The sequence below is a fragment of the Streptomyces sp. NPDC001933 genome (genome assembly GCF_042890955.1).
Taxonomy (GTDB): domain Bacteria; phylum Actinomycetota; class Actinomycetes; order Streptomycetales; family Streptomycetaceae; genus Streptomyces.
Genome location: NZ_JBIASS010000002.1, coordinates 233657 through 254379, shown reverse-complemented (window position 1 = coordinate 254379; position 20723 = coordinate 233657). Strand labels below are relative to the sequence as shown.

Genomic DNA, 20723 nt, shown 5'->3' with positions numbered 1-20723 from the left:
CCCGCGCTCACGCGGCTCCCGTCGTGTCAGCCGACGGCCGTCGTACGCGAGGCCGTACTCCGCTCCTTCGCCGGCACCACCGCGAGATGGTCCCGTTCGGCATCCGGATCGGTGAGCCGGTTCAGCCGGGCCGGTACGTCGAAGCCGACCAGCAGCACCACGATCACCGTGCCCGCGAAGGTCAGCACGGCCAGCGCCTGCCCCAGATCCATCCCGGACGCCAGATGCGCGCCCAGTACCGGAGCCACCGCACCGCCCAGCGCCCCCACGTTGTACGTGAAGCCGAGCGCAGCGCCCCTGTTTTCCGTCGGGAAGTGCCCGCCGATGTAGCGGGGCAGCAGCCCGGAGATGCCGAAACTGGTCGCCTGGAGCAGGAAGAGCAGGATGCCGAGCAGCAGCAGATTGTCGTGCACGGCGAAGACCGGGTACACGAAGGCCAGCGAGGCGAGCAGCGTCAGCGCGTACGCTTTCTTCGCGCCGATCCTGTCGCCGAGGAAGCCCGCGGTCCAGCAGCCGACCATGGTCCCGAACCCCGCGAAGTACAGGACGTCGGTGACCTGGTCGGTGGAGTAGCCCAGCTCGGTCTTCAGGTACGTGGGCAGCAGCGACTGGATCGGCCACGAGTACAGGAACGCGAAGAACAGCGTCACGATCATCGACAGATACAGCACCCAGCCGCGCTTCCCGCCCATCTGCACGGCGAACGCGGCGAGCGTCAGCCCGGCGACCACCGAGAGCACCGGGATCATTCCGGCCCCGCCCGGAGTGAAGACCAGGAAGAGCGAGACGGTGGCGACAACCACCAGGACCGTGTTGACTACGGCCCGGCCCCGGGTCGCGAACAGCGGCCGGAACGGATTGGGCTTGGCCCCCGTGTCCGCGACGCTCTCCGTCCACTCCTCGGCCTCCGGCAGCGCCCGCCGCATCCACAGCGCGATGACGATCGGCACCAGGCCGATGTAGAACATCCACCGCCAGCCGAGCGAGGGCACCACCCAGTTGTAGACCTGTGCGGCGAGCACCGAGCCGACCGAGAACCCGGAGATCAGGAAGCCGCTGGCCCGGCTGCGGAGCCTGGCGGGCCAGCTCTCCATGACGTACGTGGCGCTGGCGCTGTACTCACCGGCCATGCCCATGCCGATGGCCAGCCGGGCGGCGAACAGGCTCTGGTAGTTCCAGGCGAATCCGCAGGCGAAGGTGCCCAGGGAGTACAGCAGGATGCTCAGGACCATGGAGAGCTTGCGGCCGTACCGGTCGCCGATGGCACCGAGCACCGCACCGCCCAGCCAGCGGGTGATGAACGCACCGGAGATCAGGCTCGCGGCCTGCACCGTGCTCAGCCCGAAGTCGTCACTGATCTCGGTGAGCACGAGGGTGATCAGCACGAAGTCGAAGCCGTCGAGGACGTAGCCGATCCAGGCGGCGAAGAACGACTTCCACTGGGTACCGCTCACTTCGCGGTACCAGGGGAGCTTGGCGGGTGATGTGGTCTGCACGGTGACTCCAGGATGCGGGACGGCGCTCGTCGTTGAGACGCCGGCCCGCGTGGTGGGGGGAAGGTCAGGGCCGGGCGATGGCCGCGACGAAGCGGGCGGTCAGGGCGGTGGGTGCGGTGATGGCGGTGCCGACGACGATGCTGTGGGCGCCGCGGGCCAGGGCCTCGGCGGCCTCCCCGGGGGTGTTGATCCGGCCCTCGGCGACCACCGGGACATCGATCACGGCGGCGAGATCGGCGACCAGGCCGAGATCGGGGCCGGTATGCTCCGGCGTGCCCGGCACATAGCCGGAGAGGGTGGTGGAGACGAAGTCCGCGCCCTGCCCGGCCGCCGCGACGCCTTCGGCGAGCGTGGAGACATCGGCCATCACCAGGGCGCCCGCTTCGTGCACCGCCGCGACCAGTTCGGCGAAGGTGGAGCCGTCGGGGCGCGGCCGGTCGGTGGCGTCGGCGGCGACGACATCGGCGCCCGCCTCGACGATCGCCAGGGCGTGCCGGACGGTCGGAGTGATGTAGACGCCGACGTCGCCGTCCTTCCACAGGCCGATGACCGGGAGATCCACGGCCTCGACGATCGCGGCGACGACCTCCGGCTCATTGGCACGGATCGCGGCGCCGCCTCCGGCTACGGCCGACTCGGCGAGCCGGACGAGGGTGCCGGTCTCCCGCATCGGGTCGCCGGGGGGCGCCTGGCAGGACACGATCAGCTTGCCCCGCAGGGAGTCGGCCAGTTCCTGAGCGGTCATCGAAGGGCTCCCGGGTGGTGGAGGGGAAGTGTGGTGGTCAGGGCGGCGGCGCCGAGCACCGCCGCGTCGGCGCCGAACCGTGGCGCCCGGGGCACGAGGCCGCGCAGCGGCGGCATCAGCTCCGCGGTGAAGGCGGCGGCCAGGGCGTCCCCGTACAGCGGGCCGATCCGTGGCACGCCGCCGCCGACGACGACCCGGTCGGGCCCCAGCGCGTTGGCGAGCCCGCCGAGCACCTGGCCGGTGGCGGCGGCACCGGTGGTGATGGCGCGGACGGCCGCCGAGTCGCCCTGCCCGGCGCGGGCGGCGACGGTTTCGAGCCGGTCGACGGGGGCACCGGTCAGCCGCTCGTAGTGGGCGGCGATGCCGGGCCCGGAGGCGATGACCTCCAGATGTCCGGCGGCACCGCAGGTGCAGGGGAGTCCGGCGGCCTCGGGGCTGGCCAGATGGCCGAGGTGCCCGGCGAGCCCGAAGGCGCCGTGCAGCATCCGCCCGTCGACGGCGACCGCACCGCCCACCCCCGTGCCGACCGCCAGGAACAGCAGCGATCCGCGCCCCGAGTGCCGGGCGGTCAGCGCCGCGAGCTCCGGTCCCGCCGTGGCGCGTACGTCGTTGTCGCAGGCCACCGGGTATCCGGTGCGGTCGGCGAGGCCGGCGCCCAGGACGGTGCCGGCCCAGCCGCGGATGGAGTCGGTGGCGCTGGTGACCATGCCGGTACGGGGGTCGACGACGCCGGCCGCAGCGATGCCGAGAGCCGTGGCCAGCCGCCCCGGATCGACGGCCGCGGCCGCCCCGGCGAGCGCGTCCAGCACGGCCGCCGCGCCGTCCCGGGCCGGGGTGGGCCGGGTGTGCCGGGACAGGACGGTGCCGTCGGGGCCGAACAGCGCGGCGGCGATCTTCGTACCGCCGAGGTCGAGTCCGACCACCGCGGCACCGGTTCCGGCGGCGGACGGCCGGGAGCGGTCGTCGTTCATCGGACCGGCGGCAGACCGGCGGCGCGCAGGCGCCGGGAGACCAGGGCGACGGACTCGGCGCCGAGCTGGATCTGCGGGAAGGCCGTGTCACCGCAGGCGATGACGCCGAGCAGCTGGAGCGCCGACTTGAAGGAGCCGAGCGCCGAGGAGCTGCGGCCCATGTCCGCCTCCGGGCCCGCGTCGACCATGGCGAACAGCTCGACGAGCCGCTCCTGCTCCTTAGCGGCCAGCTCCCAGTTCCCGGCCCGCGCGGCGTCGTAGAGCCGTACGTAACCGGCCGGGTCGACATTGCCGATGCCCGGCACCACGCCGTCGGCCCCGGCCAACAGGGCGGCGTCCACGGTGAGTTCGGAGCCGGTGAGGATGCTGAAGCGGGGCGCGGGGCCGTCCGCGCGGCCGCTCTTGCCACCGAGCTCGACGATGAGGCGGCGCAGTCCGCCCTCGTCGCCGCTGCTGTCCTTCAGGCCGGCCAGGGTGCCGTCCTCGGCGAGCTCGCGCACCAGCGCGGGGGAGAGCTTGCTGTGCACGGCGACCGGGATGTCGTACGCGAACAGCGGCAGGTCGACCGACGCCCGCAGCCGCCGGAAGTGCTGGGCGATCTCCTTGCCGTGGGTGCGGGTGTAGAACGGCGCGGTCGCGACCAGGGCGTCCGCGCCCAGTGCGGCGGCGGAGCGGGCGTGCTCGACGACGCGGGCGGTGGTGGTGTCGATGACACCGGCCAGCACCGGAACCCTGCTGTCGGTCGCGTCGACCACGGTCTCCAGCGCCGTGGCGCGCTGCTCGTCGGTGAGGTAGGCGACCTCGCTGGTGGAACCGAGCGCGAACAGCCCGTGCACGCCGCCGCCGATGAGGTGCTCGACGAGCCGGGCGAGGGACGCGGTGTCGACCTCCCCCTGAGGGTCGAGCGGGGTGCAGACCGGCGGGACGACGCCGTGCAACGGTGAGGTCAGGGACATGGTGAGGGGCTCCAGCTCGGTGAGGGCTCGGTCGGTGCACCGGTCCATGGCCCGGAACGGATGCATGGATCGATACATGAGACGTAAGATGTCCTATGTCTGGCTCACCTTAAACAGATGCTCCTGCGAACGGTCAAGGGGCAATCGCACCCCGGGAGGTCGTTGTGGCGCGCCCCACCATGGCTCAGGACATAGAGCGCCGGCTCAAGGAACTGATCCTGGAACGCAGGCTCGCCCCCGGCGACGCGCTGCCCACCGAGAGCGAGCTGATGGAGCTCTTCGGGGCCGGCCGGGTGTCGGTGCGCGAGGCCCTCAAGGCGCTCCAGGCCGTCAATGTCGTGGAGATCCGCCGAGGCTTCGGCACCTTCGTCGGCTCGCTCTCCCTGTCACCCTTCGCCGAGGGGCTCGCCTTCCGGGCCGCCGTCCGTCACCGGCAGGGGGAGCCGGGCCTCTTCGAGCTGATGAAGGTGCGGGAGGCGCTGGAGGCCGGCCTGGTCGGCGCCGTCACGGCCGGGATCCCCGGCGAGGACCTCGATGTGCTGCGCGGTCTCGTCGCGAAGATGGAGGACGAGGCCCGCGACCACGGCCGGGTGGCGCGCTCCACCGACCGCGCCTTCCACCTGGCGCTCTACGCCTCGCTCGACAACCACCTGCTCAGCGAGGTGCTCGACGCGTTCTGGGCGGCCATGGACCGGGTGCGCGAGGATCTCGACGACGGCCATCAGGACCCGGTCGCCACCTGCGCCCAGCACCGCGAGATCGTCGCGGCGGTCGCGGCGGCCGACGGCGAACGCGCGGCACGCGCCATGCGCACCCACTTCGACGGCATCCGCACCCGCCTGGAACCGTCGCCGGTCCGGTAGCCGGGCGCGATGGCGGGGCCTCACCGCCCCGGCGTCGCTCCGGTGATCGCGGTGACGGCCATCCGTACCGCCCGGTCCGTCACCGCTCCGGGGTCGTCGCCGTTCTCGATCGCCGTCGTCGCCGCGTTGACGATTCCCTGGAGGAGCAGCGCCGTGCGCCGCGGGTCCTCCTCGCCCAGCTCGGTCAGCGCGCCGATCAGCGGGGTGAGCAGCTCCCGGTGGGCCCGCACCGCGCTCTCCCGCACCACGGCCGCGTCCCGGACACCGGCCAGCGCCTGGGCGATCCGGTGCTCCCCGCCGCGCACCAGCTCCAGCTGGGACGACACATAGGCGGCGATCTTCTCCTCGGGCGTAGCGGCCGCCGACATGCCCGCCCGGATGGCGTCCGTCCAGCGGGGCATCGCGTCCTCGACGACCGCGGCGAGCAGTTCGGGGCGGCCGGGGAAGTACTTGTACAGGCTGTTGCGGGCCAGGCCCGTCGCCCTGGCGACCGCGGTGAAGGTCACGGCCTCGGCGTCGCCGCCCTCCAGCAGTTCGCGCGCCGCCCGCACCAGGGCCAGCCGCTGCTGGGCGTGGTGCTCCGCGACGGTGGCGGCATTGATCCTGGGCACCGGCCCAGTCTAGAAGCCCCGGCGCACACCCGACCCCACTTGGCGACGCGGCGTCCCCATCATCTATGTTGGCGACACACCGTCCCTAACATCGATCCATCGAAGGGAACCGCCGTGTTCCTCGCTCTGCTGGAGCTGCGCGCCGCCCGAGGGCGCTTCTTGCTCATGGGGTCCGTCGTGGTGCTCGTCGCCGCACTCGTCGGCATCGTCTCCGGCTTCACCACCGGCCTGGGTGACGACACCATCTCCGCGCTGCGCCGCCTCCCGGCCGCGCAGCTGGTCTTCTCCTCGGACGCCCGGTCCGACCAGTTCGCCCGCAGCCTCCTCGACGAGAAGACCGCCGCCGCCTGGCGCGCGGACGCGGACACCGACACGACCCCGCTGGGTGTCTCCATCACCCGCGGCACGACCAACCGTGGCGCCGAGGTCGACCTCGCCGCCTTCGGCGTCGAGCCCGGCTCCTTCCTCAACCCCTCGGTCACCGACGGCGACGGCCTCACGGACGGGAAGGCGGACAGCATCGTGATGTCCGCCGAACTCGCCGACGAGGGCGTACGCGTCGGCGACACCCTGGTCATCGACCGGCTCGGCATCGAACTGCGCGTCGTCGGGCTGACCGAGCGCTCCAGCTACGGCCATGTGCCCGTCGCCTACGTCCCGCTGAAGACCTGGCAGCGCATCCGCTTCAGCACCCCCGGCGCCCCGGCATCCTCGACCGCCGCGATCCCCGGCCAGTTCAGCGCCCTGGCCCTGCGCACCCCGCCGTCCGGGACCTCGGCCGCGACCCTCGACGCGCGGCACTCCACCACCACCCTCACCAAGGAGAAGGCGTACGAGGCGGCCCCCGGCTACACCGGCGAGCGCGTCACCATGAACTCGATCCAGGTCTTCCTCTACCTGATCGCCCCACTCGTCGTCGGCGCCTTCTTCGCCGTGTGGACCGTGCAGCGGCAGCCCGAACTCGCCCTGCTGCGCGCACTGGGCGCCTCCCGCCGGCGGCTGCTCGCCCACACCGTGCTCCAGGCGGCCCTGGTCGTCGTCCTCGGCACCGCGGCGGGCGCCGTGCTCGCCGGAGCGGTCGGGCTGCTGGTCGGTGAACAGGTGCCGTTCAGCCTGCCCGCCACCACCCTCGTGGGCACCATGTGCACCGTCGTGGCCGTCGGCCTCGCGGGCACCGTCCTGACCCTGCGCCGGGTGACCAAAGCCGACCCGCTGACCATGCTGGGAGCCAACCGATGAGCCTCGAACTGACCGGCGTCACCGTTGAGTTCGGCCACGCCGACGCCCGTACCACCGTCCTCGACGGACTCGACGTCACCTTCGAATCCGGCCGCATGACGGCCCTCGTCGGCCCGTCGGGCTCCGGGAAGTCGACACTGCTCGCCGTCGCGGGCGCGTTGCTGCGTCCCACCGCCGGGCACGTACTGCTGGACGGCGAGGACCTCGCCGGGCTCACCGACGCCCAGCGCGCCAGGGCCCGCCGGGAACGGATCGGCTACATGTTCCAGAGCGGCAACCTGCTCTCCGGCCTGGCCGCCGTCGACCAGTTGCTCGCCGCCGTGTACATCGGCGGCCAGCGCCCCCGCGCGCACCGGTCCCGCGCCGAGGAGGCCCTGACCCGGGTGGGTCTCGGCCACCGCCTGCGCCACCGCCCCGAGCAGCTCTCCGGCGGCGAACGCCAGCGCGTCGCCCTGGCCCGCGCGCTCTTCCTCTCCCCGAAGCTGCTGCTGATCGACGAACCGACGGCGGCCGTCGACCGCTCGCAGGCCGGTGAACTGGCCGGGCTCCTCGCCGAACGCACCCGACAGGACGACTGCGTCACGGTCGTCGCCACGCACGACCCGGCCGTCGCGGACGCCGCCGACCGGGTCGTGGACATGGCCGCGCTGACCGCCGACGCGGCGACGTCCGCACCGCCCGGCCGCTGAACCGGCCCGTCACCGCTGCCGCTGAGTCAGCCCGTCACCCCTGTCGCTGGACGCTGCCGTACAGATAGCTGGCGTCGCCGTCCAGCGCGGCACGGCTGAGCGCCTCCACCTCGGCGGGCCCCATCGCCGGCCAGTCGGGCGCGTTCTCGACGAACGCGCGCCCCAGCCTGCGGCCGAGGCCGACCAGGCGGGCCCCCTCGGCGGAACGTTCGTCCGCGTACCGGTGCAGGGCCTCGGCCGCCGAGGCGGAGGCGCGCAGCGACCGTTCCAGACACAGCGCGTCCTGGAGCGCCTTGACCGCCCCGCTCGCGGTGTGCGGCCGGGTCACGCTCGCCGCGTCGCCGGCCAGCAGGAAGGGGGGTTCCACCGCCCGGGGCACCACGAAGTCGGCCACCGGGTGGAGCGCCTGGGAGCTGTGTTCGCCCCGGGCGACGATGTCGGCCCACTCGGCGGGGAAGTGCTCCTCGGCGATGTGCCGCACGTACGCGGCACGGACCGGGGCGACCGGAGCGGTGCCGGTGGCCGCGTCCGCGGCCGGGGGAGAGGCGTGGACGGCGTGCGCCTCGGCCGGGGGCGAGGCGTAGATGGCGTACGCCAGCAGCCGCGAACCCGTGGCCGCCCCCGGGATCAGATAGAAGACACCGTGCCCGCCGGGGAAGCCCAGGGTGACCCAGGCGGACTCCAGCAGTTCCAGCTGCTTCGGATGGTCGCGCAGCGCGCTCGACGGGATCGTCCCCCGCCAGACCAGATACCCGGCGGGCACCGGCCGCACCCCGGGTGCGAGCAGCTCGCGGGTGACGGACCGGTGTCCGTCCGCCCCGACGACGAGGTCGTACTCCCGCTCGCCTTCAGCGGAACGGATCACGGCGCCGCCGGAGGCCGTACGTCCGACGGAGGCGACGGGGTGCCCGCGGTGGTAGGTGCAGCCCCCGGCGTTGGCGCGCAGCGCCCGCCACAGCAGACCCCAGTTGCACGGTGCCACCGGGGCCTGCTGCCGGGCCAGTTCGCGTGCCGACCGCCGCCCCGGTGCCCGTGCCAGCCAGACCCGGGTGGCGACCGGGATGGTCGGCATGTCCGCGCCCAGGTACCCGCCATCGACCAGTTCCCGGTGGAGCGGCGGCGGGATGACGATGCCGAAACCCCGGTCCTGCAAATCGCCGTCGCTGCGCTCGTGGACGGTGACGTCCGCCCCGGCCCGAGCCCCGGCGACCGCCATCGCGCAGCCGGCGATGCTGCCGCCGACCACCCCGATGCGTAAACCCGTCACTGCCACCGCGCTACCACCTGTTCTGACGCTCCGGGAGGTGCTGAACGCCCTCATCGTCGCACCGGTGCGCGAGGGCGGACCGGGGACGCGCGGCACCTCCCGGAGGTCCGGCCCGCTACGGAGTCACGGTCACCGTGGCGCTGCCGGACGCCTGCTTGCCGCTCGCCCGGTACGTGGCGGTGAGCGTGGCACTGCCCGAGGCGCCCGCGGCCACCGTCACCGGGACCTTCACATTGGCCCCCTGGCCCGGGTTGAGCGCCGGGACGACGACCTGGCTCGTCGTCCATCCGCCGGGCACCGTGAGATCCATGGTGCCCCGGTCACGGCGCACGTCCATCCGGTTGACCACCCGCACCGTCACGTCGGCGGACGCGCCTGCCCTGAGCGTCGCGGGCGGGGTGATCGTGATGTCGGCGCAGGTGCCGCCGAGCCACTTCAGGTCGAAGGACGAGTAGGTGATGTGCGTGTAGTCGGCCCGCTCGTAGAGGAGCCCCAGGCGGCCGTCCGCGAGCCGGGTCAGTGTCGAGTAGGCCGCGGCGCCCGGGTCGACGACCTTCCGGATCGGCCAGGTCTTCCCGTTGTCGCAGGACATCTTCACCGTGAGGTTGCGCCGTGCCGAGGCGTCCTCCGTGTTGCTGAACAGCAGCCACGAGGACTGCGGGTCGGACGGTGCGGCATCGGGGGCGTACCGCATCACCGAGGCGTTGTTGGCAGGGTCGGTGAGCTCGGTGTCCTGGGCGAACGGGGTGTAGTTGACCCCGCCGTCGGTGGAGTACGCGATCGTCCGGTACGGCTTCGAGCGGTTGTTGAGCATGACCCTGCCGTCGGACAGCTCGACGGTCTTGTTCTCGTCGCCGCCGGGGCCGACCGGATTGCCCATCCTCCACGTCTCGCCATGGTCGTCGCTGTAGGCGCTCGCCGCGTAGTCGGCGCCGTTGATACGGACGACGTACTGCTGGATCAGCCGGCCCTTGTACGTGCCCCGGCGCAGCTGGATGCCCTCGCCGGAGGCCGCGAACATGCCCGCCCAGGCGGGGTTCTTGATCTGCTTGGTGATACGGCGATGGGTCCAGGTCACCCCGTCGTCGTCGGAGTAGCTGTAGTCGGCCTGGAGGACGTTGGGGTCGCTCTCGTCGTTGCCGGTGCCCGAGCCGAAGAAGCCCTGGTTCACCGAGGCCGCGTAGAACAGGAAGATCCGGCCGGTGGTGCGGTCCACGAGCAGGCTCGGGTCGCCGTAGCCCTTGGGCGCGGCGTCCTTGCGGACCACCTGCTGCGGCTGCCATGTCACACCGTTGTCCGTGCTGCGGCGCAGCACGATGGAGATGTTGCCCGGCAGGTCACCGAGGGTGGGGCGGGCGTCGTAGGCCGCGAGCACCGTGCCCTTGACCGAGGTGGTGAGCGCCGGGATGCGGTAGTGGGGCGATCCCACCCCGTCGACGGTCAGGTCCTGCGAGGTCAGCTGACCGGGGGTGGGGGAGGCGGCGTGGGCGGTGCCGGTCGCGGTGACCACCAGCATGGCGGCGCTGAGCAGGGCGACGGAGACTTTTCGCTGCATGGACGATCTCTCTTCTCGGAAGGGGGATGTGCTTCTTGGAAGGGGAGGTGCTTCTCGCGAGGGGCGGCGCCCTCGCGAGGCCGGGCCGGGCCCGGCGGGGCCGGGGACCGGGTGCGGGCCGGTGCGGACTCGGGCGCGCCGCTACGGGACACGCAGCGAACAGACCCGGCTGCCGGGGTCGAAGACCCGCAAGTCCTTGATCATCTTCAGTGCGAGGCGGTGGTGCCCCCGCTCGTTCGGGTGAAGCCCGTCGTTGAGCAGCGACAGCGGGACCTGCCCGCCGTTGCTGTTCAGCCAGTCGCTGTAGTGGTCGACGAACACCACGTTCTGCGCTGCCGCGACCTCGCCCATCACCTGCGCGTACCGGGAAAGTCCCACCCGGCCGGGCCACTTCGCCGGATCGACCGGGTTGGGTGACTGGAGCACCGGCACCGGCGAGCCGGGCAGCGCCCGCACGGAGCCGACGAGCGAGACGAGGTTGGCCCGGTAGGCCTCGGGGCCGAGGCCCGATGTCGCGATGTCGTTCGTACCGATCATGATCGAGACCACTTGCGGCGAGAAGGCGGTGACCCGCTCCCCGAACATGGCGACGAGCTCGGCGCTGGTGGCGCCGCTCACACCGGAATCGATCACGAAGTCACGGTTCTTCGGCTTGCCCAGCTCCCAGCGGACCCGTTCCGTCCAGTGCTCCGGGTAGCTGCGCCAGCCATTGGTGTGCAGGGCGCCGTGGGTGATGCTGTCACCGGTGACGACCCAGGTGGCGGGCGTGTCACTGTTCAGGACCGTGGAGATCCTGCCCAGACCGGCGAGGTCGGGGCGGGGGCTGTGCGCGACCAGTTCGGCCTCGCCGAGCACCCGGTCCCAGACCGCGGCCCGCTCGATCGTGCCGGTGCAGAACCACTCGCCGCCGGGGTGGTCGCTGTCGAGATTGCGGCCGAGAGCGAGCGCGCCCAGCCCGGAGACATCGGCGAAGAAGGCGTGCCGCGCCGTCTCGAAGACGGTGCGTCCGCCGGCGTGGAGCCGGGTGCCGGAGGAGCCGACGGTGACGGCGACGGTATGGCGCAGCCCGTCGTCATACCGTGTCCTGGTCATGACATTGATCAGGACCGCACCCTTCTGGCGCACGGAGAACTGAAGGGCGCCGCCGCTCAGGTTCAGCGTGATGTTGGAGGAGGGCTCGGCCGGATCGGAGCCGCTGAGCAGCGTCATCGCCTCGTTGTGGCTGGTGGTGCGGAAGGTGACGAGGATGGTCCCCGTGGCGAGCGGGGCGAGTTTGCCGACCCGGTTCGACAGGTCGACGTACTCGCTGCCGTCCAGGTCCACGGGGCTGTCGTGGTCCAGGAGCGGATCGCCGCCCGGAGCGGCGGCGAAGGCGCGGCCGCCGAACTGGGCGCCAAGGGCTGCCGCGCCGGCGGCGAAAAGCATGGATCGTCTGCGCACGGAAGGTGCCTCCGGTCAGGAGTGGCCGGCCCGCCCCGACGGCGGGCCTGCGAACAGGGAACGCACCCAGGCCAGTTGCTCCCGCTGCTGATACGCCGTGCCGCCCTCGTGCCCGTTGAACTCGTAGACGCGTACGTCCTTGGGCCCCGCGTAATGGTTGTACGCGGTGAAGCAGGTGGAGGGCGGACAGATCTCGTCCATCATCGCGATCGAGAACAGTGCGGGAGCGGTGGCGCGGGTGGCGAGCAGCGCCGCATCGAAGTACGACAGGGTGGTGAACGCCGCCCCGGTGCGGTCGCGGTGGAGCTTCAGGTACTCGGCGATCTCGGTGAACGGCGGCCGGCCCGAAATCTCCGCGCCGCGCCGGAAGTTGCAGAGGAACGGCACGTCGGGCATCACCCCGGCCAGCCCCGGCACCAGCCCCGACACCGCCAGCGCGATCCCGCCGCCCTGACTGACCCCGGTCACGACGATCCGGTCCGGATCGACCGCGGGGTGCTCGCGCACCGCCTCGACACAGCGCACCGCGTCGGTGAACACCCGCCGGTAGTAGTACGTCTCGGGGCTCTCGATGCCACGGGTGAGGAAGCCGGGCACGGTGCCGGCCGCCCCGGCGTCCGTGTCGGCGGTGGAGCCGCCCGCGGCCGACCAGCCCTGACCACGGGTGTCCATGATCAGGTGTGCGTGACCGGCGGACGCCCAGAGCGTGTTCTCGTGCGCGAGGCCCCGCCCACGCCCGTAACCGAGGAACTCGACCACGCAGCCGAGGGGTTCGGTGGCACCGGCCGGCAGATGCAGCCAGCCGTGGACCGGGCGTCCGGCGAATCCGGACAATGTCACATCGTACGTACGGATCTGGGTGAGCCCGGTGTCCACGGGCGCGAACACCGGCTTCGGCACCGGACTGCCGGCGGCGGGTGCCTCGCTCAGGGTGCTCGACCAGAAGGCGTCGAAGCCGTCCGGGACCGGCAGTTCGGGCCGGTATTCGCGGCAGTCCGCGAGCGAGAGGTCCGTCAACGGCATGGAGGTGCCCTCCTGGGATGCGCCGGGGTGTGAACGCCGGACATCGAGACAGAAGACGTCAGATGTCCTGGCAGCACACGGACCCTAGGCAGCCTTCACGGCGGCCGTCAAGGGCCCGGCCGGCGGATCGCGACCCGGGGCCGGCGAGTCACGGCCCGGGGTGGCGAGTCGCGGCCCGGGGTGGCGAGTCGCGGCCCGGGGTCGATGGATTCCGGCCCGGGGTCGGCGGACGACTGGCCGGGGCGGCGGATCACGGGCCGGGGGCGGCGGCCCCGATCCGCCGGGCGGAGCCTCAGTCCAGGGCGCTGTCGCGGGCGCGGGCCTCGGAGATCCGGCGCCTGACCGGGGCGTAGTGCTCGCCCAGCGCCTTCATGAAGCCGGTGATGTCCCCGGCCCGCGCGGCGTCCACGATGTTCTGGTGGGCCGCGATCGTCGCCATCTCGTCGGCGTGCGTGAACCCGTCGAGGTGCGGCGCGACGATCGAGTACACGTCCCAGAAGGCCATCGAGAGCTGGCCGATCAGTTCGTTGCCGAGCGGCGCCACCAGCAGTGCGTGGAACGCCCGGTCCGCCTCCACGAAGCCGTGCCCGTCCTGGGCGCCGGTCCTGCGCATCGTGGTGACCAGTCCGTCCAGTCTGTCGAGCTGTTCCGCGCTGAGCAGCGAGACGATCCGGTCGGCCATCCCGCGCTCGAAGAGCTCGCGTACGTCGACGAGGTCGGCCATCACCTGGAAGTCGTCGTCGGGGGAGAGCAGTCCCCGGAAGGTCAGGCTCTCCACCAGGGCCGACAGGCTCAGCCTGCCCACGTACGTGCCGTGTCCGTGCCGCACCTCCACGATGTCCAGCGCGGCGAGGATCTTGACCGCCTCGCGGACGCTGGAGCGGCTGGCGCCGAGCGCCTCGCACAGGGCGGGCTCGGTGGGCAGCGGGTCCCCGGGGCGAAGGCGCTCTTCGAGGATGTAGCGCTTGATGCCCTCGACCACTTCCTGCCGGAGCAGCTGCCGGCCGGGCTTCGCACCGGACATATGTGAACTCCCCACCTCTTGACCCCTCTCGATTGTCCAGCTACGTTCCCACGCTATCAAGGCATCAGACATCTGACGTCCGATGCCCGGGATTCCTGATCCCTCGTGATCCTGCGTCCCACCACCCGCTTCCCCGCCAGATCTCCCCCTCACGTTCCACCTTCGACGTCCCTGGAGGACCCGTGCCCGAGCTGAGACCAGCCGGTGTCGAGCGCCGCACCTTCCTGCGATACACCGGTGCCATCGGTGCCGCAGCCGCCATCACGGCGAGCCTTTCCGCCTGCGGCGGCCCGTCATCGACCGCCGACGGCACGGCGGACAAGGGCAGCGGCAGCGGCCTGATCGAGGCCGGTCTCTCGTACCCCCTGTCGACCGGTTTCGACCCGATGATCACCTCGGGCGCCACTCCGTACGCCGCCAATATGCACATCTTCGAGGGCCTCGTGGATCTCGATCCGGCAACACTCGTGGCCCGTCCCGCACTCGCCACCGAGCTGCCGAAGAAGATCAACGCCACCACCTACCGGGCCACGCTCCGCACGGGCGCGACCTTCCACGACGGATCACCGGTCACCGCCGACGACGTGGTGTTCAGCTTCGAACGCATCCTGGACCCGAAGAACGCCTCGCTCATGGCGCAGTTCGTGCCCTTCATCGACACGGTGAAGGCCGTCGACGCCGGCACGGTCGAGTTCAAGCTGAAGTACCCCTTCGCGCTCCTCCCCTCCCGTATCGCCGTGGCCCGGATCGTCCCGAAGAAGATCGTCGAACCGGACCCCAAGGCGTTCGACGCCAAGCCGGTCGGCTCGGGGCCGTACCGGTTCATCGAGGCGACCCGCGAGGACAAGATCGTCTTCGAGGCGTACGACAAGTACAACGGCCCCCACCCGGCCAAGGCCAAGAAGATGATCTGGCGCCTGATGTCCGATCAGTCGGCGCGCGTCAGCGCCATGGAGTCCGGCCGGGTCCAGGCCATCGAGGACGTGCCCTACATCGACGTCAAGCGGCTCGCTGGCTCCTCGAAGACCGAGTCCGTACAGTCCTTCGGCCTGCTCTTCCTGATGTTCAACACCGCCGACAAGCGGTTCGCGGACAAGCGCGTGCGCCAGGCGCTGCACTACGCACTGGACACCGAGAAGATCATCTCGACGGCGATGGTGGGCAACGCGGCGGCCGCCACCGGCTACGTCCCCGCCACCCACCCCGACTACCACAAGGCCGCCACGGTCTACACCCACGACGTGGCGAAGGCCAAGCAACTGCTCGCCGACGCGGGCGTCAAGAACCTCTCCTTCACCGTCCTCACCACCGACACCGGCTGGGTCAAGGACATCGCCCCGCTGCTGAAGGAGAGCTGGGAGGCGGCCGGCGTCAAGGTCACCCTCGACATCGCCCAGTCCCCGGCCCAGTACGCCAAGATCGACAAGGGCGACTTCGAGGTGCTGGTCGCCCCCGGTGACCCGTCGGTCTTCGGTAACGACGCCGACCTCCTGCTGCGCTGGTTCTACTACGGCTTCTGGCCCGAGAGCCGTTACGGCTGGGGCAAGTCCGCGGCGTACAAGAAGGTCAGGCAGACCCTCGACAAGGCTGCCCAGGCCGCCGACGAGGCCAAGCGCAAGGAGCTGTGGGGCGAGGTCACCGACCTGGTCGCCGATGAGGCCGCGCTGTACCCGATCCTCCACCGCAAGCTGCCCACCGCCTGGAACGAGAAGGCGCTGCCCGGCTTCAAGCCGCTGCCCACCACGGGCCTCTCCTTCCTGGACGTCAGCCGCGCCTGACCGAACAGCACCGGTCACCTGTGACATGTCACCGCACCGCACCGCACCGCTGTGCCACCGCACCGCACCGCCGTGCCAATGCACTGCCGCCGTGCCACCCGCACCGCCGCATCACGGACGGCGCGTCGGCGACATGTCACAGGTGACCGACAGCCCGGTCCGGCACCCCGCCCCCCGGTGCCAGGGCCACCAGACCGCCCAACCGCAAGGAACCCGACGATGGTTGCTTTTCTCCGGCTCGCGCTGCGTCGCGTCGCGATGATGCCGGTGATGATTCTCGGCATCGCGCTGCTCGTCTTCGTGGTGCTCCAGTTCTCGCCGGCCGACCCGGCCTTCAACGCGCTCGGGGAGAGCGCCACCCCCGAGGCCCGAGCGGCCTTCGCCGAGGCCAACGGCCTCAACGACCCGCTCCCGGTCAGGTACTTCCACTTCCTCGGCCAACTGCTCCACCTCGACCTCGGGATGACCGTTCCGCCGAGCCAGCCCGTGGCCGACCGGATCACGGCCGCCTTCCCGCTCACCCTCCAGCTGACCCTGCTCGGGCTGTTCCTCGCGGTCGTGCTGGCCGTGCTGTTCGGAGTGACCGGCGCGATGTACCGGGACCGCTGGCCCGACCAGCTGTTCCGGGTCGTCTCCATGGCCGGGGTCGCCATCCCGTCCTTCTGGCTCGGGGTGCTCCTCATCCAGCAGTTCGCACTGAACACCCGGATCTTCCCGACCGGCGGCTACACCAACCCGGCCGACTCCTTCAGCGGCTGGCTCACCACCATGGCCCTGCCCGCGATCTCGCTCGCCCTCCCGGTCTCCGCGTCCCTCGCCCGCCTCGTACGGACCGCGATGGTCGCCGAACTCGACCGCGACTACGTACGCACCGCCCGAGGCAACGGCCTCCCGCCGCTGCTGGTGATCCGCTCGGTGCTGCGCAACGCGCTCGTCACCCCGCTGACCGTGCTCGGCATCAAGGTCGGCTACATGCTCAGCGGCGCCGTCGTCATCGAAGCGATCTTCGACCTGCCCGGCATGGGCAAACTCATCCTCGAAGGTGTCACCGGCGGCGACGTCGCCCTGGTCCAGGGCACCGTACTGACCATCGCCATTGCGTTCCTGGTGGTCAACGTCATCGTCGACCTGCTCTATCTGCTGGTCAACCCGCGCATCAGGACGGTGTGACATGTTCGCCACCGGCCGTCTGGCCAACAAACTGTCCCGACCGGGCATCGCGTTCCGCTCCCTCCCGGTCACCTCCCGCATCGCCCTCGGCGTACTGATCGTCGTCGTACTCGGCGCCGTGTTCGCCCCGCTGTTCACCCAGGACCCGCTGACCACCGGCACCCCGGTGCAGGCACCGAGCGGCGCCCACTGGTTCGGCACCGACCGGGCCGGCCGCGACGTCTTCGCCCGGGTCGTGCACGGCTCCCGCTACTCGCTGGTCATCGGCCTCGGCGCGACCGCCGTGGCGCTGATCGCCGGTGCGCTGCTCGGCTCGGTCGCCGCCACCTCCCGCAAGCTCGGCGACGAGTCCGTGATGCGGACCCTCGACGTCGTGATGTCGTTCCCGCCGATCGCGCTGGCCGCAGTCCTCGTCGCGGTCTTCGGCACCAGCGTCCCGGTGATCATCTTCACCATCGCCTTCGTCTACACACCGTCGCTGGCCCGAGTGGTCCGCGCCAATGTGCTCTCCCAGTACGGCGAGGACTACGTAGCCGCCGAGAAGGTCATCGGAGCCCGGCGCGGCTACATCGTGCTCCGCCACGTCGCCGTCAACTGCATGGCCCCGGTCATGGTGTTCGCCACCGTGATGGTCGCCGAGGCGATCATCTTCGAGGCCAGCCTCTCCTTCATCGGCGCCGGCGTGCAGGACCCCGACCCCAGCTGGGGCAGCGTCCTCGCCTACGGCCGGCAGATCCTCCTCGCCGGCGGCTGGTGGGCCACCTTCTTCCCCGGCCTCGCCCTGCTCATCACCGTTCTCGCCCTCAACATCCTCTCCGAGGGCCTCACCGACGCCTCCGCCGCTCCCAGGATCGCCAAGGCCGTCGCCGACCCCACCGCGGCCACCGCACCCGACCCGGTCGAGGCCGACTCCACCGTGGACGTCGACGCCGCCCTCGCCAGACTCGCCGACCGTGTCAACGCCACCGAGCCGACGATCACCCCGGTACGGGACGACGCCGCCGAACTGCTCGTCGTGCGGGACCTGTCGATCCGCTTCCCCGACCGTTACGGGCAGATCCCCGTCGTCGACTCGCTGGACTTCACCGTCCACGAGGGCGAGACGCTCGGCCTGGTCGGCGAGTCCGGCTGCGGCAAGTCCATCACCAGCCTCGCCGTCATGGGCCTGCTCGTCCGCAACGCCGAGGTCCGCGGCGAGATCCTCTACCGGGGCCGGAACCTGCTGGACCTGTCGCCGAAGGAACGCCGTGCCCTGATGGGTCCGGAGATCGCGATGGTCTACCAGGACGCGCTCTCCTCCCTCAACCCCTCCGTCCTCGTCGGCACCCAGCTGAAGCAGCTCACCTCGCGCGGCGGTACGAAGACCCCGGCCGAACTCCTCGAACTCGTCGGTCTCGCACCCGAACGCACCCTGCGCAGCTACCCCCACGAGCTCTCCGGCGGACAGCGCCAGCGCGTCCTGATCGCCATGGCGCTCTCCCGCGACCCCCGCCTGCTCATCGCCGACGAACCGACCACCGCCCTCGACGTCACCGTCCAGGCCCAGGTCGTCGAACTCCTCGTGAAACTGCGCGACGAACTCGGCTTCGCCATGGTCCTCGTCTCGCACGACCTCGCCCTCGTCGGCGACCTCTCGCACCGCGTCGCCGTGATGTACGCGGGCCGCCTCGCCGAGATCGGCGCCACCCGCTCCGTACTCACCGGCCCCACCCATCACTACAGCCGCGGCCTGCTCGGCTCGGTCGTCTCCCTGGAGGCCGGCGCCGACCGGCTGCACCAGATCCGCGGCATCGTCCCCGCCCCCCAGGGCTTCGGCGCCGGCTGCCGCTTCGCCTCGCGCTGCGACGCAACCACCGACCTGTGCCGCACCACGGCACCCGAGCTCACCGCACGCGACGCCGCGAACGACCACGGCTTCGCCTGCCACCACCCCGCGAAGGCCGCCCAGCTGGAAGGGAGCGCCCTGTGATCAGGATCGACGGCGTCCACGTACGCCACAAGGCACGCAGCGGCGGACTCTTCCGCCGGGACGCCGTGCACGCCCTCACCGACGCGACCCTGGAGGTCGAGCGCGGCGAGATCGTCGGCCTGGTCGGCGAGTCCGGCTGCGGCAAGTCCACCCTGGCCCGGGTACTGACCGGACTGCAGAAGCCCACCGAGGGCCAGGTCACCTTCCACGGCCGCGACCTGTGGGAGATGTCCGCGGCGCAGCGCCGCGACGACTTCGGCTCCGCCGTCGGCGTCGTCTTCCAGGACCCGTCCACCGCCCTCAACCCCCGGCTCACGGTCCGTCAGATCCTCCGTGACCCGCTCGACGTGCACAAGCGGGGCACCCGCGAGGCGCGCGAGGCACGCGTCGAGGAACTCCTCGACCTGGTCGGCCTGCCCGGCCACACCCTCGCCGCGCTCCCCGGACAGCTCTCCGGCGGCCAGCGCCAGCGCGTCGCCATCGCCCGCGCCCTGGCCCTCGAACCGGAACTGATCGTCGCCGACGAACCGACCTCCGCGCTCGACGTCTCCGTCCGCGCACAGGTCCTCAACCTCCTGGTCGACCTGCGTGAACGCCTGGGGCTCGGCATGGTGTTCATCTCGCACGACATCCAGACGGTGCGATACCTCGCCGACCGCCTCGCCGTCCTCTACCTCGGCCGGATCGTCGAGGAGGGACGGGCGGCCGATGTGGCGGGCGCGCCCGCGCACCCCTATACCGAGGCACTGCTCTCCGCGACCCCGAGCCTGCTGGAGACCACCGAGCGGATCGTGCTCACCGGCCCCGTCCCCTCGGCCACCAACCCGCCGTCCGGCTGCCCGTTCCGCACCCGCTGCTGGAAGGCCGACGACGCCTGTGCCACGGCCTTTCCCGCCGTGGCCGCCGGCCGGGACGGACGCCGCTGGCACTGCGTCCACCCCCAGATCCCCACGTCCCCCGTACCATCCGCAAGGAGCACCGTATGACCGCCCGGAACCCCCGCTGGACCGGCGTGATCCCGCCCGTCGTCACCCCGCTCACCGAGGACGGCGAGATCGACCGCCGCTCCCTGGAGCGGGTCGTGGGGCATCTGCTCGACGGCGGCGTCAGCGGCCTGTTCGCCCTCGGCAGCTCCGGTGAGACCGCCTACCTGACGTCCGGCCGGCAGGACGAGGTCATCAAGGTCATCACGTCCGCCTGCGCCGGCCAGGTCCCGGTGCTCGTCGGAGCGATCGAGACCACCACTGGCCGGGCGGTCGAGCGGGCCCGCGCCGCCGAAGGACTCGGCGCCGACGCCGTGGTCGTCACCGCCCCCTTCTACACACGCACGCACCCCACCGAGATCGACCGCCACTTCCGTGACATCGCCGCCGCCCTCGACCTGCCGGTCCTGGCGTACGACGTACCGGTCTGCGTGCACAGCAAGCTCGACCCGGAGCTGCTGCTGCCGCTTGCCGCGGACGGCGTGCTGGCCGGGGTGAAGGACTCCAGCGGCGACGACGGCTCGTTCCGCCGACTGGCCATCGGAGCCCGTGGAATCCCGGAGTTCTCCGTGCTCACCGGGCATGAACTGGTGGTCGACGCGATGATGCTGGCGGGCGCGGACGGCTCGGTCCCCGGGCTCGGCAATGTGGACCCGAACGGCTACGTACGTCTGCACCAGGCCGCGGTACGGGGCGACTGGGCCGCGGCCAGGGCCGAACAGGACCGCCTGGTCGCGCTCTTCGACATCGTCCGCGCGGCCCGTCCCGGCACCGCGTCCGCCACCGCCGCGGGCCTCGGCGCCTTCAAGACGGCACTCATGCTGCGCGGGATCATCGGGACGAACGCGATGAGCGCGCCGATGCGCCGCCTGGACGCGGCTGAGACCGCCGAAATCGCGGCCTGCCTGGACCGGGCGGGGCTCAGCAGGGTCTGAGCCCCGCCC

Annotated in this window: 18 protein-coding genes; 8 read left to right on the top strand and 10 right to left on the bottom strand. The window is 71.7% G+C overall.

All coding sequences use genetic code 11. The annotated features are described in order from the left end of the window. Positions 1-26 precede the first annotated feature (26 nt). The 4 genes from ACFYY7_RS06015 to ACFYY7_RS06000 all read right to left on the bottom strand — a co-directional run bounded on the left by ACFYY7_RS06015 (position 27) and on the right by ACFYY7_RS06000 (position 4168). Positions 27-1496, bottom strand: coding sequence for a sialate:H+ symport family MFS transporter (locus ACFYY7_RS06015; RefSeq protein ID WP_388657609.1), 1470 nt, complete (start codon positions 1494-1496; stop codon positions 27-29). Between the two features lie 64 nt (positions 1497-1560). Further along, positions 1561-2241 carry an N-acetylmannosamine-6-phosphate 2-epimerase gene (locus ACFYY7_RS06010; RefSeq protein WP_388657606.1) on the bottom strand — a complete coding sequence of 227 codons (681 nt, stop codon included), beginning with the start codon at positions 2239-2241 and terminating at the stop codon, positions 1561-1563. Beyond that, positions 2238-3212: an ROK family protein gene (locus ACFYY7_RS06005; RefSeq protein ID WP_388657603.1), complete on the bottom strand. Its 975-nt coding sequence runs from the start codon at positions 3210-3212 to the stop codon at positions 2238-2240. Before ACFYY7_RS06005 ends, ACFYY7_RS06010 begins: the two co-directional genes overlap by 4 nt. Further along, entirely contained in the window at positions 3209-4168 is a 960-nt protein-coding gene (locus tag ACFYY7_RS06000; RefSeq protein ID WP_388658382.1) for a dihydrodipicolinate synthase family protein, read from the bottom strand. The genes ACFYY7_RS06005 and ACFYY7_RS06000 overlap by 4 nt, the downstream gene beginning before the upstream one ends. 164 nt (positions 4169-4332) lie before the next feature. Between ACFYY7_RS06000 and ACFYY7_RS05995 the strand changes: the two genes are divergently transcribed. Then, on the top strand, positions 4333-5031 hold the full coding sequence (locus tag ACFYY7_RS05995; RefSeq protein WP_266728957.1) for a FadR/GntR family transcriptional regulator: 699 nt from the start codon (positions 4333-4335) through the stop codon (positions 5029-5031). A 20-nt stretch (positions 5032-5051) separates the two neighbouring features. On the opposite strand, the gene ACFYY7_RS05990 is transcribed toward ACFYY7_RS05995, so the two are convergent. Continuing rightward, positions 5052-5642, bottom strand: a complete 591-nt coding sequence (locus ACFYY7_RS05990) for a TetR/AcrR family transcriptional regulator (RefSeq protein ID WP_388657600.1) — start codon at positions 5640-5642, stop codon at positions 5052-5054. A 114-nt stretch (positions 5643-5756) separates the two neighbouring features. Between ACFYY7_RS05990 and ACFYY7_RS05985 the strand changes: the two genes are divergently transcribed. Together ACFYY7_RS05985 and ACFYY7_RS05980 are read left to right on the top strand one after the other, a co-directional pair. Further along, positions 5757-6881 (top strand): ABC transporter permease, encoded by a 1125-nt coding sequence (locus tag ACFYY7_RS05985; protein ID WP_388657597.1) that lies wholly within the window; start codon positions 5757-5759, stop codon positions 6879-6881. Next, entirely contained in the window at positions 6878-7570 is a 693-nt protein-coding gene (locus ACFYY7_RS05980; RefSeq protein ID WP_388657594.1) for an ABC transporter ATP-binding protein, read from the top strand. Before ACFYY7_RS05985 ends, ACFYY7_RS05980 begins: the two co-directional genes overlap by 4 nt. 34 nt (positions 7571-7604) lie before the next feature. Here the strand turns inward: ACFYY7_RS05980 and ACFYY7_RS05975 are convergent, their stop codons facing one another. The 5 genes from ACFYY7_RS05975 to ACFYY7_RS05955 all read right to left on the bottom strand — a co-directional run bounded on the left by ACFYY7_RS05975 (position 7605) and on the right by ACFYY7_RS05955 (position 13879). Then, entirely contained in the window at positions 7605-8843 is a 1239-nt protein-coding gene (locus tag ACFYY7_RS05975; RefSeq protein WP_388657592.1) for an FAD-dependent monooxygenase, read from the bottom strand. Between the two features lie 109 nt (positions 8844-8952). Next, positions 8953-10392 carry an exo-alpha-sialidase gene (locus tag ACFYY7_RS05970; protein WP_388657589.1) on the bottom strand — a complete coding sequence of 480 codons (1440 nt, stop codon included), beginning with the start codon at positions 10390-10392 and terminating at the stop codon, positions 8953-8955. A gap of 141 nt (positions 10393-10533) precedes the next feature. After that, positions 10534-11817 carry a GDSL-type esterase/lipase family protein gene (locus ACFYY7_RS05965; RefSeq protein ID WP_388657587.1) on the bottom strand — a complete coding sequence of 428 codons (1284 nt, stop codon included), beginning with the start codon at positions 11815-11817 and terminating at the stop codon, positions 10534-10536. 30 nt (positions 11818-11847) lie between these two features. Then, positions 11848-12855, bottom strand: coding sequence for an acetylxylan esterase (locus ACFYY7_RS05960; protein WP_388657584.1), 1008 nt, complete (start codon positions 12853-12855; stop codon positions 11848-11850). Positions 12856-13147: 292 nt separating this feature from the next. Beyond that, entirely contained in the window at positions 13148-13879 is a 732-nt protein-coding gene (locus ACFYY7_RS05955; RefSeq protein WP_328512169.1) for an FCD domain-containing protein, read from the bottom strand. A gap of 182 nt (positions 13880-14061) precedes the next feature. Between ACFYY7_RS05955 and ACFYY7_RS05950 the strand changes: the two genes are divergently transcribed. From ACFYY7_RS05950 to ACFYY7_RS05930, 5 genes are all read left to right on the top strand, one after another. Continuing rightward, positions 14062-15657 carry an ABC transporter substrate-binding protein gene (locus tag ACFYY7_RS05950; protein WP_388657581.1) on the top strand — a complete coding sequence of 532 codons (1596 nt, stop codon included), beginning with the start codon at positions 14062-14064 and terminating at the stop codon, positions 15655-15657. A 219-nt stretch (positions 15658-15876) separates the two neighbouring features. Continuing rightward, positions 15877-16827 (top strand): ABC transporter permease, encoded by a 951-nt coding sequence (locus ACFYY7_RS05945; RefSeq protein ID WP_388657578.1) that lies wholly within the window; start codon positions 15877-15879, stop codon positions 16825-16827. A 1-nt stretch (position 16828) separates the two neighbouring features. Continuing rightward, on the top strand, positions 16829-18796 hold the full coding sequence (locus tag ACFYY7_RS05940) for a dipeptide/oligopeptide/nickel ABC transporter permease/ATP-binding protein (protein WP_388657575.1): 1968 nt from the start codon (positions 16829-16831) through the stop codon (positions 18794-18796). Then, entirely contained in the window at positions 18793-19782 is a 990-nt protein-coding gene (locus tag ACFYY7_RS05935) for an oligopeptide/dipeptide ABC transporter ATP-binding protein (RefSeq protein ID WP_388657572.1), read from the top strand. Before ACFYY7_RS05940 ends, ACFYY7_RS05935 begins: the two co-directional genes overlap by 4 nt. Continuing rightward, positions 19779-20714 (top strand): dihydrodipicolinate synthase family protein, encoded by a 936-nt coding sequence (locus tag ACFYY7_RS05930; RefSeq protein ID WP_388657570.1) that lies wholly within the window; start codon positions 19779-19781, stop codon positions 20712-20714. The genes ACFYY7_RS05935 and ACFYY7_RS05930 overlap by 4 nt, the downstream gene beginning before the upstream one ends. The last annotated feature ends 9 nt before the right edge of the window (positions 20715-20723 follow it).

Excerpts from the sequence above, each read along its gene's own strand:
- ACFYY7_RS06010 (WP_388657606.1), bottom strand. The coding sequence starts at position 2,241 with ATGACCGCTCAGGAACTGGCCGACTCCCTGCGGGGCAAGCTGATCGTG.
- ACFYY7_RS06005 (WP_388657603.1), bottom strand. The coding sequence starts at position 3,212 with ATGAACGACGACCGCTCCCGGCCGTCCGCCGCCGGAACCGGTGCCGCG.
- ACFYY7_RS06000 (WP_388658382.1), bottom strand. The coding sequence starts at position 4,168 with ATGTCCCTGACCTCACCGTTGCACGGCGTCGTCCCGCCGGTCTGCACC.
- ACFYY7_RS05980 (WP_388657594.1), top strand. The coding sequence starts at position 6,878 with ATGAGCCTCGAACTGACCGGCGTCACCGTTGAGTTCGGCCACGCCGAC.
- ACFYY7_RS05970 (WP_388657589.1), bottom strand. The coding sequence starts at position 10,392 with ATGCAGCGAAAAGTCTCCGTCGCCCTGCTCAGCGCCGCCATGCTGGTG.
- ACFYY7_RS05965 (WP_388657587.1), bottom strand. The coding sequence starts at position 11,817 with ATGCTTTTCGCCGCCGGCGCGGCAGCCCTTGGCGCCCAGTTCGGCGGC.
- ACFYY7_RS05960 (WP_388657584.1), bottom strand. The coding sequence starts at position 12,855 with ATGCCGTTGACGGACCTCTCGCTCGCGGACTGCCGCGAATACCGGCCC.
- ACFYY7_RS05955 (WP_328512169.1), bottom strand. The coding sequence starts at position 13,879 with ATGTCCGGTGCGAAGCCCGGCCGGCAGCTGCTCCGGCAGGAAGTGGTC.
- ACFYY7_RS05945 (WP_388657578.1), top strand. The coding sequence starts at position 15,877 with ATGGTTGCTTTTCTCCGGCTCGCGCTGCGTCGCGTCGCGATGATGCCG.
- ACFYY7_RS05940 (WP_388657575.1), top strand. The coding sequence starts at position 16,829 with ATGTTCGCCACCGGCCGTCTGGCCAACAAACTGTCCCGACCGGGCATC.
- ACFYY7_RS05930 (WP_388657570.1), top strand. The coding sequence starts at position 19,779 with ATGACCGCCCGGAACCCCCGCTGGACCGGCGTGATCCCGCCCGTCGTC.